Raw genomic sequence first — 11,780 nt, 5'->3', positions numbered from 1 at the left:
GATGGCGGAGCAGATGCAATTCCCTCAATCTGTAACATCCCTAAAAAGTAACCTATCAAGGCCGTAATAAACATTCCAATAAAAAGAGCACCTTTTACATTACGTGTAATCAAAATTAATGTAATAAGAAGTCCTGCAACCGAAAGTAATGTATTTGGATCTGTCAGTTCCCCAAACGCAACTAACGTATCAGAATTTTCAACGACAAGACCAGACATTTTTAATCCTAAAAAAGCAATAAAAAGTCCAATTCCCGCAGTGATCCCATATTTTAAAGCAGCTGGAATTGATTCAATCAGCACTTCGCGAAGGTGAGTAAACGTTAATAATAGAAATAAAATACCTGCTAATAATACTGCACCAAAAACAACCTGATACGTTACTCCCTGTGTCGCAACAACACTAACAAAATACGCATTCATTCCCATACCAGGTGCAATTGCGATCGGATAATTCGCCCATAAAGCCATGATTAATGTTCCAACAACAGCCGATACAATTGTTGCAATAAAAACTTGTTCAAATGGAACACCCGCAGCTGAAAGTATAGCTGGATTAACAACAACAATATATGCCATTGTCAAAAAGGTCGTTAACCCCGCCAAAATTTCCGTTCTCACATTTGTGCCTAATTCTTTTAATCTAAAAAAATTCTCCATGTTTTTCCCCTTTTGATGCATATGACGTTGTAGTCTCTTATTATTTCCTGCTCATGCTTTTATTATCATGATAAACATAATCGTTTCAGACCCCAGAAATATAATAAGGGAATAACCTTCATAATTCAATTTAAAACTAAAAAAATCACTAGATTTATCTCTTTAAAAAAGTAACGCTTATACGTACAATCGTATAAGCGTTTTTTCGTTATATTCAACCAGCCTTGATTGAAGCCCTACCTAATTTTCTTCATGCATTAAGGTTAATTTTGTATATTTTATATTTTTTATTTCTTCTCTATATTTCTTTTGATATTCTTCTTCCGATTCATCCACATAGCCTTTAAAATACACTTTATCAATGTCTGTTTCATTAAAAAAATACATTTGTTGATCGACTTGACCATTCGGAAATAAACAAGCTCCATACTCGAAATACCCAATGTTCCCTTTATTATTATAAAGTGGAAGTCGACTTATTATCATTATTTTTTGTTCCCCATTTTTCAACCTCACGACTGAACCCAAAGGCAATAATTTTTTCATTTATATCAGCTCCTGCTCATTATTTAACAATTCTTTGTGAAAACGTTTATATATTTTCCTTCTTTTTAATGGTCTGACTCCCCAAATAAGAAATATCAATATTGCCCATAATAACGTGTTCGTTAGGAATAGAAGCCCACTATTTGGATCTAATAGAAGAAGGACGGTATTAATTAGTGTAAATAGGAATAAAAACAATATTAAAAACAGGCTCGATCGTAACCACTTTTTCCCTTCTTGAATATAAAACAAGGTATCGTCTTTAGACGGAGTAGCTATAATCTCCAATTTATTCCTGTTCCTTTTAAATGCATACCCGGTTCCCCACATTGTTCCGATTGCTAGTAAGCAACTTATGAATAAACTAAACAGGATCATGAACAACGGATTTTGTCCTCCGACGTTGATTACCGTATCTTTTAACAAAGCATAAATAATAATACCTGCTGTACCGGAGAGAATTGTAATCACTGAACTTTGCTTTCCACCAGGACTTTTAAAAAAGTGTTTTGCTTTATAATCATAATACAATGTAATATTATCCGTTTTATTTAAATAAAATGGAATATATGATCTGTTCACATTATCACTCACTTTCGCTATCCAAAAACACTACCCAATCCACTGACAAAACCACTAACAGCATTTCCTACGTTCTTGAGACCCTTTCCTATTCCTTCCCCCACATCACTTAACGCTTCACCTGCAGACTTCACCATATTTTTGGCACCCTCATATATCGCTTCTCTATTATCATAAATTTTATCGAACAAATAATTTCCGACTGCCGTAATAGCTACACCTGCAACAAAACCGACTGCTGCACCAACTACTGTACCCGCACCCGGAACTATTGAACCTACCGTCGCTCCTATTGCGGCTCCTGCCTTTCCACCAGCCACCCCAATTGCGATATGGGCACCAGTTTTAATTGCAGCATCCCCTACATCCTCACCTTGAGCTATTTGTGTTCCAAAGTCAATAACCCCACCGAGCAACGGGACACCAATTTTCCCTACATTCGTCATTGCATTACCAACCGATACGGCTTGTCTTGTTCTATTTGCAGCTTTTGTAGATACCATAATAAAACTATTTGAACCCTCGGGCCCCCATGTAGCAGAGTAATACATAATCAATTGAGCAATGTTTTTCACCTGGGTTCCACTTGCCTCTAAGACCGTGCTAACTGCACTCGATTTAAGCTCACTCATAAAATTCTCGGCAATTTCGCGGCCTTCCGTCATTAGATATTCTGAGAGTTGTTCGGGGACTTCTACATGTTGGACATCTTCGGTAATTTCAAATAGCTTTTTCACTTCTTCATCAGTTACATATGGGAGCTTCGTAACTAGCGAATCCATATAGGCAATAGCTTCAGCTTCTATTTTTTCTATTTTTTTATCCCATCTATTATTGATGTTATCGGACCACTCCAAATTCATTGAACTGGTCGAGAAAGTATTTGTACTTGAGTTCCATCCCCTACCGGAAGAAACCTCCATTACACCTGCTTCAACTTGACTCAATAAAAATTCTGCCTCAGTAAAAAAAGATAATGATTGATGGTTAAAAGAATAAAGTTTTTGTAATTTGCTCTCTAATTTCATTTGTATTGCCCGCATACTATTTGTCATCAATCTAACAGGTGGGGTTATTTCTTCAAGAGCTGTCATGGCAGTGATCAAATCATTTAACTTTTTTATCTGCCCCCTTAATATATCCTCCACAACATCGTTTACATCTACCTCTGCCCGAAAAGCTTCAGGGAATTGTCGATTCGCTTCAATGATAGCTTCCGATGACAAAATAACCCCATTCGCTAAAGGTATATATACTTGTTTAAAATAATTTTTGGCAGCAGTGTATGCCATACCTTTTAATGAATCTTGAGAGGCAAATTGATCAATAACGTTTTTAAACTTCTGCATTTCCTCGATATTTTGCTTACAGAGTGCTGAAATAGAATTAGTTTGATTATCCACTTCTCCAAGAAACATATTAATGCTCACTTTTTGTTCACTCCCTATTTTCTACAGCTCTCAGACGCTCATAACATAACTCGTCTTCTTTTAATTCTAATTCGTTTCTTTCTTTTCTAAGATTTTCTTTTTGTTCATTCAGGTTGTATTCAATCTTTTTTTCAGTAGATTTGATCTCCGAATATACTTGGTGAAGATATTGTTTCATTTCACCATGTTTCCAATTCTCAAACAATTGACTAAAAAGCCGTTCTTTTTCTTGAAAAAGGAAAAACATTTCCCTTTCATGTTGATTATACTTGGCAATATCTTCATAAACCCTATATTTTTCCATCTTAATTTTATGTAATTCTGCTTCTATTTTTTTTAACTTATTTTTCGTTTCCATACTATCTATCCTCTGGGCATAATAGCTATTAAATCATCATTCTCGCACTATTCCGATCTGTTTCTTCAAACTCTTTTGACACCATTCGGAGCCGCTCTACATCCTGGTTAAAAGCGGATAGCAAATTATCTACAATAGTTGTTTGTTTTGTTATTGTCTCTTCAGCTAATCCATTTCCAGAAACAGTTGTTCTGCTCGCCACTTCCACATTCCGTTTACTCATTGATGTTGATTTGGTGACTGATTCCATCGCTGTTATTACTTGTTCAACTTGCTGTAAACTACTTTGAATATTATTCATTTTTACTCCCTTTCTTCTATCAAAAGAATAATCGAATAAAATATCCTCATAAATTTCTCTCGACAAAAACACCTAAAAATATTTTAGCAATTGATTGGAACGCTAACAAGAGTATCAAGTTGTGATATTTGGAAAGGCATTTAGGTATTTGGAACCAAAATTGGAGGCAATACTCCTTATTGGGATAAAAAAAACGGATTCGTTCTTTTAGCTATTAAACTAATAAGAACGAATCCTTGAGAAGTAATTCTATGAAGTCAACACAAAATGATGTTATAAATAATTCTTTCTTAATTCACTTGGTGATTTTGGATGGATATAACCTGGTCCAATATCGTATACGGTTTTTGCTCCTGTTTGTCCTTCTTTATGTAAACGATACGCTGCACGAGCATATGCGACTAGTACACTTGAAGTAAACTCCGGATTGCTATCTAACTTCAGGCTGAATTCAACAATTTGATTAGTGCCTTCCCCTGTCTTTCCGCTATGGATAACAAATCCGCCATGAGGCATATCCGCATGATCTCGTTTTAGTTCCTCTTCTGTTATAAAATGTACGGTTGTATCATATTCGTCAAAATAGTTAGGCATTGTTTTAATTGTGTTTTCAACTTGCTCTGCAGCTGCACCTTCCTCTAACACAACATAACATTCCCTTTTGTGTTTTTCACTTGTGGCAAGTTCTGGGTTTTCCCCAGCACGCACACGATTCATCGCTTCTTCAGAAGGTATCGTATACTGAACACCTGCTTTAACCCCTTTTACTCGACGAACTGCATCAGAATGTCCTTGACTGAGCCCTTTCCCCCAAAATGTATATGTATTGCCATCGGTTAAAACTGCTTCTGACATCACTCGGTTTATTGAAAACAAACCTGGATCCCAACCAACCGAGATAACACTTGTTTTGCCACTTTTTTGGGCGACCTCATTAACTGATTCGAAGTGTTCAGGGATCTTAGCATGTGTGTCAAAACTATCGACTGTATTAAACATAGAAGTAAAATGTGGTGTCTGTTCAGGTAAATCCGTCGCAGACCCACCACATAAAATCATGACATCAATTTTATCTTGATAATTTTTTGCTTCATCTATATATAAAGAAGTAACGTCTGGATCAAACGTTTGAACAACACCTCTTCGGGAGAACACAGCAACTAGTTCCATATCCGGTTGTTGCCTGATCGCCATTTCTGCACCCCGTCCTAAATTTCCGTAACCAATAATTCCTACTCTAATTTTCTTTGTCATCCATATCCCACCTAGATATTTTAGTAGTATTTTTCCTATATACTATCGTTTTTGGCTACAAAGTGCAATGGTAGCGATTTATTACAATTATATTCATAATGAAATGAATTTGGGGAATTTTATTTTTAGGGAGGTAATTTTTATGAGCAATGCCTATCACTGTCCAAATTGCAAAACGAATCGAACCCGTTTTAATATTGTTGAGCAGCATCCCAAAATCGTTAAATTAGATGCTGAAACCGGAGACATCGTCGAAGAGTATACCGCTGAAAATAAAGAACCATTTCATCTCCCCTACCGTGGGCCTCATATCAAAGTCCAGTGTGGCGTTTGTGGTTTACTCGAAGATGAAGAAATGTTTAAAAAATATGCAACTTATCAGCAGAGAAAGGAGAATCTATGATGGCCAGTAAACCAAAAGGTCCAAAGCAGCAAAAGAAGCCAGATCTACCAAAAAGTCCGAAGCAACCATACGGTGAACCTTTAAGTGGCTCACATCAACATAAAATGAGTACACAAGGTCGAGAGCGAAACGATGCAGATAATGGGATGTGACATGGAGCGGCAGTTAACTCTGTCGCTTTTAAAATTTCTCCGGTTAAAAACTATACGTTAGCTCGCGATTTAAAGATACAAATTATATTAGTAAAAGTGGTTGGGGTAGATATTAGCGGGGGTATTATTTTATCCGCGGTTTTATGCAAATATCAGCGTGATTACTGTTTTATCAGCGATTCTTGAGCAAATATCAGCGCGATTACTGTTTTATCAGCGATTCTGTGCAAATATCGGCGCGATTACTATTTTATCAGCGGTTCTTAAGCAAATATCAGCGCGATTACTGTTTTATCAGCGATTCTGTGCAAATATCAGCGCAATTACTATTTTTTCGGCGATTCTATGCAAATATCAGCGCGATTACTGTTTTATCAGCGGTTCTGTGCAAATATCAGCGCGATTACTGTTTTATCAGCGATTCTTGAGCAAATATCGGCGCGATTACTGTTTTATCAGCGATTCCGTGCAAATATCAGCGAATGAAACGTATTGGTGGTTCCCCAAAAATAATAGCGGGCTTCCGGAGGATCACGGTAACAAGACATTTTTAACGGCGAACATAGCTGGGGAAATGAATCAAAGAAATATATCAGCGCACAAGATATTTTTACCAAAAGATACCCGACTATTTATCTGTAAACAACTACAAAAAGTTATCCACACCCCTCACCTAAATGATATATCTTTTTACCTATATTCTTGTATACCACTCCTGCTATTCCGCCACAAATTTGACACTTATCCACAAGTGATAAATGTCACAAAACATCACTAAATCAACAATTGTAAGTGATTTCTTGTTTTATCCACAACTTAGACAACTATTAGACAAAAAGTCCTGTGAATAAGTGACTCCTCTCACTTAAAAGCACGTCCCTATCCTATATACTTTAGATAAAGATAAGATAAACCATTCAATCAAGGGGATTTAACAAACAGAAAACATAAGAGTGATTGCATGGTTGAGACCTTATCTAAAAAATATATGAGGTGATTGGAATGCTTAAAAAAATAGGTTTTCGCCTTGTCACTGGTCTTAGTTTATCTGTACTGTTGCTATCAGCTTGTGGAACAAATCCCCAAGAAGAAGTTATTGAGAATGTAAACGCAGATGAAGTTGAAACAGAAATCATACAGCCACACCAAGATTTGAACCAAGAACCGGTACCTTTAGAAATCGAACGTGACGGTAAAGATGTGTACGTTAAGATGACGACACAAATTACCGACATCGAAATTGAACCAGGAAATATCTACAAAGCTTGGACATTTAATGGGGAAGCACCAGGACCATTAATTGTTGTAGAAGAGGGAGACATCCTTCATTTTGATCTAGACAACATGGATCCAGCTATTCCACACAGTATTGACTTACATGCGGTTCATACAAACCCAGCAGTAGGTTTTGCAGATGTAGAACCAAATGAACAAGGAACATTCTCTTTCCCAACATCTTCACCTGGAGTATTCATGTATCATTGTGCGACTGATCCTGTCTTATCTCATATTGCAAACGGGATGCACGGCGTAATCATCGTACAACCGAAAGATGGATTTCCAACAGATAATGAAGTAGATAGAGAGTATGTTATTATTCAAAACGAATGGTATAAATACAATGATTTGGACGATATGACAAATGGTGTTCCTTCTCAAGTTGTCTTCTCTGCAAAAACATTGCATGATGGTCAACCGAATACAAATGGAACAACAACTGCACTAAAAGATACGCCACTAAAAGCAAAAGTTGGCGAAAAAGTAAGATTCTACGTAAACAACGTTGGTCCGAACGAAGTAAGTTCTTTCCACGTCATCGGTACTATAATGGAAGATGTTTACATGGATGGGAACCCAGCGAACCATATGGAAGGTATGCAAACGGTCATGTTACCTGCTAGTGGAGGTGCAGTCGTAGAATTTACACTAAAAGAACCTGGCACATACTCATTCGTTACACACCAATTCAACCATGCAACAAAAGGTGCAGCAGGTATCATAGAAGTAACTGAATAAAGGCAGATAAAAACTTCCTCTCTTCCAGGTGAGGAAGTTTTTTTATTTCATCGGAAAAGCTTATCTGATACACTGAAGATAGAAGATGAATGAAAGGATGGATAATATGCGTTTAAAAGATAAAAAAGTCATCGCACTTGTCGATCATGAAGCTCATGATTTAGAGCACTGGTACCCTGTTTACCGATTACGTGAAGAAGGTGCACAGGTAGATTTAGTTGGTCCGGAAGCAAATGTGACTTATAAAGGAAAATACGGCGCTCCAGCCAAAACGGATTTTGCGTTTACAGATATTGATGCAAAAGACTATGATGGTATTCTTGTGCCAGGAGGGTGGGCACCAGATAAGTTACGACGCTATCCAGAAGTACTTACGTTCCTTCAAGAAATGGATGAAGCAAAGAAACCAATCGGACAAATTTGCCACGCTGGCTGGGTGCTCATTTCAGCAAATATTTTAGAAGGTAAAAAAGTAACAAGTACACCAGCAATTAAGGACGACATGGAAAATGCCGGTGCTACTTGGGTTGATGAAGAGGTAGTCGTAGATGGACACCTTATTTCAAGTCGCCGACCGGACGATTTACCAGTTTACATGAAAGCTTTTGCTGATAAATTAGCAGAATAATGGCAGCTAAAAAAATCCTCAGAATGTATTTATCAAGACCTAAATTGAAAAAAGATAAATAAATTTTAAAGGACACAACATATTTTAAATGAGTAATATGTTATGTCCTTTTTTCTTCAACTTACTCCGTGAAAACACAATAAAGAAACCTCTTAAGTTTTTTCTAAAATTGATTTAACAAAAGCAGTTTTCCCTTCTGCATATTTATGTTTATTATTTTAATTTAACTTAGCTAAATTAAGTTTGAGCTGTTCATATTTAATTCTTGCTTCATCATTCTCTCTCAAATAAAGTTTTTCAGCAATGCTTGTATATGTTCAGTTGTTAATTCCCCTTTAATGGACATCTTCTTTTTCACTCCATAAAATTATTACTCCTGCATCAATATTAATTAGAAAACTTGGCATTCGCAAGCCTTTAATAACGAGGCCTCAGTTGCACTTATGCGAGTCTAGGAAGTTTCTTCTCGCCATCTGCAAGCAAAAATCCCATCACCATCGATAAAAGGAACTATATATAATTTTATAAGCATTTTTTCTGTTATGTTAAGCATCGAAACATCAATGTTATGCCACTTCTCAACTAAGAAATACTTATATAGCTTATGATAAAGCCAACAAATAAGGTGGTGTTTAAAATGTTATCGATTAAAAACATTAGTAAATCTTATGGGAATAAAAAAGCATTGAAAAACATTTCCATCGATCTCAATGAAGGAACATGTTTTGGTTTGATTGGCCCTAACGGTGCGGGAAAATCTACGCTTATGAAAATCATTGTCGGGATAATTCCAAGTGATGAAGGCATGGTTGATCACGAAAATTTGAAAAAAGATATTGGGTACGTCCCACAAGAAATATGTTTAGAAGAAAGTGTATCTGCACTCCAAAATTTAACCTTTTTCGGAAGGCTTTATAATTTAAAAGGAAAAGCATTACAAATACGCGCGGAGGAAGTTCTTTCTTATATTGGTTTAACTGAGCGAAAGAAAGATAAAGTAAAAACCTTTTCTGGCGGAATGAAAAGACGATTAAATATTGGCTGTGCCCTAATGAACGAGCCACAAATCATTATTATGGATGAACCGACTGTCGGTATTGACCCTCAATCTAGAAACTATATTTTAAACATGGTAGACCGGATGAAAAAAGAGAACCGTACAATTATTTACTCCACTCACTATATGGAAGAAGCTGAAAAAATATGTGATGAAGTAGCGTTTATTGATAAAGGAAAAATCATTCAACAAAACACGATGGAAGAACTATTACAAAATCATGCTGTACCCGCTATTTATTTTAAATTTAAAGAAAACCATACGAAAGTGAAGGAACTCGATTCATTTGGAACGATCCAAGCTTATAAAAATGGTTATATACTTTCAACGAACAATCCGATGCAAACGATGGAGGAATTGTTACAAATAAGCAATGAAAAATCCTTTATTTTTGAACATTTCGAGCTAATGCAACCAAGATTAGAAGATGTTTTTTTCAAATTAACTGGCACGGAATTACGTGCTTAAACTTTTATAAGGAGGTCATTTAATATGACGGCAATTTTTAAAATGGAACTTATTAAAAATGCACAAGATAAAGGGCTTTATTTTTGGACATTTGTATTACCGATTATTTTCATGATCATGTTTATCTCTATTTTCACCTCAGGAACAATGGCGGACAGCAAAGATCAAGTCATTCTCTCCATAGTTCCTGGGTATACAGTGATGTTTGTATTTTTCATTATGATATCGATGTGTTTTTCATTCATTAAAGATAACGAGAATGGAATGATTGCCCGTTTGGCTAGTACCCCACTACCTTCTTATTCCTATCTAATGGGAAAATGGATGACATATATGATCATTGTTATGATTCAAATTATGGTGATGTTCATTTTTGGAAAAGTCGTTTATAATATCCCTTTAGAACAACCTATTTTCTTGCTGTTTCTTGCAATTATTTTGACCTTATCGATAACTGGAATGGGTGTAGCATTATCGTTAATTGTTCGCACCGCTAATATGGGAATTGCGATTACACAAGTTATTACATTTAGTGGTGCAGTAATCGGTGGTTTGTGGATGCCACTGGAAATGATGCCAGGTATCATACAAAAAATTGGAAAATTCACACCACAGTATTGGGCGCATGATGCTTTTAAACAAGCGATGAGCGGTATTTTGAGTTTCACAGATTTACTGATGAGTTCGCTTATTTTACTAGGGTTTGGATGTACTGGTTTTCTGATCGCCTGGATTTCTTTTCCTAGATTTTTAAACCGAGCTAAAAGCTAGAAATTAAGATTGGGGGAATACCATGAAAATAAATGTCGATATCGATGATCAATATGAGAATACTTCGATTACGATTCGGACGAATAAATGGACAGACGAACTTGAACAATTACTATCATTTATTAAAAAAGATACTCCCAAACGATTGTTTGGAATCGAAGGAGATCAAACAATTTTACTACAACCGGAAGAAATTGACTTTATTTATTCTGAGAACCGGAAAGTGTTTGCCGCTATAGATAATCGTCGTTTAGAAATAAGAATGAAGTTGTTTGAAGTAGAAGACGCCTTATCTACGAATCACTTCATGCGTTTTTCAAAGTCGGTAATCGGAAATATCAACCGAATCAATCGGTTCGAACTGTCTTTTAACGGAAATCTATGTGTATATTTTCATTCGGGAAATAAAGAGTATATTACGAGAAAATATGTAGCGGCAGTAAAAAAGAAACTAATGGCAGGAGGTAACAATCATGATATTTGAGGTACTCAAGAGAATATTTAATGGAATCGCATGGGGAGGACTAGTAACTTTTTTCGCTTTAACTCTTTTAATGATTAATGATATTAATCCTGATGTTTCCACTATTTGGCTGCACATGTTTGCAAGTATAGTATTTGGTATTTACTATGGTTTTGCAGCATATATTTTTGCCATCGATTCATGGAGTCCTTTGAAGAAGACAATTATTCACTTTTCCTTATCTATTACCGTTTATTATCTCATCGGTTTACCAATTGGCTGGGTACCCCCAACACCATTTGCTATCATACTATCTGCTGTTGTTTTCTTGCTCCTCTACATCCTGTTTTGGTTTGGCTTTACCCAATATTATAAGAAAGTTGAATCATCCTTAAATGATTCCTTGCAAAAGAAATAGGAAAAGAGCTGGCACCCTTGTTTAACTAAACATAAGGGAACCAGCTCTTTTTGATTTGTGAAAAAAATATAACATTAAGAAAAACCAAGAAATTGATACTAAAATTGCACCGACAATATCTGTAACAAAATGTGCATCTAGCATGATTCTACTTAATGCAACAGCAAAAATTAATAAAACAAAAACAAAATAGTATCCGATTTTAATCCCTGTATTGTTAATATATTTATACGTTAAGTAAATTAAAAATAAAAACAATATCGTTGCGCGCATC

The 11,780-nt window shown here is 35.8% G+C and carries 16 protein-coding genes; 8 read left to right on the top strand and 8 right to left on the bottom strand.

Annotated features, from left to right (window positions below):
- The 7 genes from ACPYKA_RS13725 to ACPYKA_RS13695 form a co-directional block, all read right to left on the bottom strand.
- The coding region (locus ACPYKA_RS13725) for a solute carrier family 23 protein (RefSeq protein WP_479542804.1) at positions 1–659 on the bottom strand (659 nt) is incomplete at its 3' end.
- A gap of 240 nt (positions 660–899) precedes the next feature.
- Positions 900–1,205 carry a DUF4176 domain-containing protein gene (locus tag ACPYKA_RS13720; RefSeq protein WP_479542803.1) on the bottom strand — a complete coding sequence of 102 codons (306 nt, stop codon included), beginning with the start codon at positions 1,203–1,205 and terminating at the stop codon, positions 900–902.
- On the bottom strand, positions 1,206–1,799 hold the full coding sequence (locus tag ACPYKA_RS13715; RefSeq protein WP_479542802.1) for a hypothetical protein: 594 nt from the start codon (positions 1,797–1,799) through the stop codon (positions 1,206–1,208).
- Positions 1,800–1,804: 5 nt separating this feature from the next.
- Positions 1,805–3,217 carry a T7SS effector LXG polymorphic toxin gene (locus ACPYKA_RS13710; RefSeq protein WP_479542801.1) on the bottom strand — a complete coding sequence of 471 codons (1,413 nt, stop codon included), beginning with the start codon at positions 3,215–3,217 and terminating at the stop codon, positions 1,805–1,807.
- A gap of 7 nt (positions 3,218–3,224) precedes the next feature.
- On the bottom strand, positions 3,225–3,575 hold the full coding sequence (locus ACPYKA_RS13705) for a DUF3958 family protein (RefSeq protein WP_479542800.1): 351 nt from the start codon (positions 3,573–3,575) through the stop codon (positions 3,225–3,227).
- A 28-nt stretch (positions 3,576–3,603) separates the two neighbouring features.
- Positions 3,604–3,876 carry a TIGR04197 family type VII secretion effector gene (locus ACPYKA_RS13700; RefSeq protein WP_479542799.1) on the bottom strand — a complete coding sequence of 91 codons (273 nt, stop codon included), beginning with the start codon at positions 3,874–3,876 and terminating at the stop codon, positions 3,604–3,606.
- Between the two features lie 273 nt (positions 3,877–4,149).
- Complete coding sequence (locus tag ACPYKA_RS13695) at positions 4,150–5,130, bottom strand: diaminopimelate dehydrogenase (RefSeq protein ID WP_479542798.1); 981 nt, start codon at positions 5,128–5,130, stop codon at positions 4,150–4,152.
- 142 nt (positions 5,131–5,272) lie between these two features.
- On the opposite strand from ACPYKA_RS13695, the gene ACPYKA_RS13690 reads away from it, so the two are divergent.
- The 8 genes from ACPYKA_RS13690 to ACPYKA_RS13655 all read left to right on the top strand — a co-directional run bounded on the left by ACPYKA_RS13690 (position 5,273) and on the right by ACPYKA_RS13655 (position 11,506).
- Positions 5,273–5,533, top strand: a complete 261-nt coding sequence (locus ACPYKA_RS13690) for a DNA alkylation repair protein (protein WP_479542797.1) — start codon at positions 5,273–5,275, stop codon at positions 5,531–5,533.
- Positions 5,533–5,685 (top strand): small acid-soluble spore protein P, encoded by a 153-nt coding sequence (locus tag ACPYKA_RS13685; protein ID WP_479542796.1) that lies wholly within the window; start codon positions 5,533–5,535, stop codon positions 5,683–5,685. The genes ACPYKA_RS13690 and ACPYKA_RS13685 overlap by 1 nt, the downstream gene beginning before the upstream one ends.
- A 1,002-nt stretch (positions 5,686–6,687) precedes the next feature.
- Positions 6,688–7,701, top strand: a complete 1,014-nt coding sequence (locus tag ACPYKA_RS13680; RefSeq protein ID WP_479542795.1) for a multicopper oxidase domain-containing protein — start codon at positions 6,688–6,690, stop codon at positions 7,699–7,701.
- A 106-nt stretch (positions 7,702–7,807) separates the two neighbouring features.
- Complete coding sequence (locus tag ACPYKA_RS13675) at positions 7,808–8,329, top strand: type 1 glutamine amidotransferase domain-containing protein (RefSeq protein WP_479542805.1); 522 nt, start codon at positions 7,808–7,810, stop codon at positions 8,327–8,329.
- Positions 8,330–8,966: 637 nt separating this feature from the next.
- Positions 8,967–9,854, top strand: coding sequence for an ABC transporter ATP-binding protein (locus ACPYKA_RS13670; protein ID WP_479542794.1), 888 nt, complete (start codon positions 8,967–8,969; stop codon positions 9,852–9,854).
- A gap of 24 nt (positions 9,855–9,878) precedes the next feature.
- On the top strand, positions 9,879–10,625 hold the full coding sequence (locus tag ACPYKA_RS13665) for an ABC transporter permease (RefSeq protein WP_479542793.1): 747 nt from the start codon (positions 9,879–9,881) through the stop codon (positions 10,623–10,625).
- Between the two features lie 22 nt (positions 10,626–10,647).
- Positions 10,648–11,109: a LytTR family DNA-binding domain-containing protein gene (locus ACPYKA_RS13660; protein ID WP_479542792.1), complete on the top strand. Its 462-nt coding sequence runs from the start codon at positions 10,648–10,650 to the stop codon at positions 11,107–11,109.
- On the top strand, positions 11,099–11,506 hold the full coding sequence (locus ACPYKA_RS13655; protein ID WP_479542791.1) for a DUF3021 domain-containing protein: 408 nt from the start codon (positions 11,099–11,101) through the stop codon (positions 11,504–11,506). The genes ACPYKA_RS13660 and ACPYKA_RS13655 overlap by 11 nt, the downstream gene beginning before the upstream one ends.
- Positions 11,507–11,527: 21 nt before the next feature.
- On the opposite strand, the gene ACPYKA_RS13650 is transcribed toward ACPYKA_RS13655, so the two are convergent.
- On the bottom strand, positions 11,528–11,780 hold a 253-nt coding region (locus tag ACPYKA_RS13650; protein ID WP_479542790.1), incomplete at its 5' end, for a phosphatase PAP2 family protein.

The sequence above is a fragment of the Pseudogracilibacillus amylolyticus (SeqCode) genome (assembly GCF_051918545.1).
Classification (GTDB): domain Bacteria; phylum Bacillota; class Bacilli; order Bacillales; family Amphibacillaceae; genus Pseudogracilibacillus.
The sequence above is the reverse complement of the archived record's forward strand: the minus strand, read 5'-3'. Positions and strand labels throughout refer to the sequence as shown.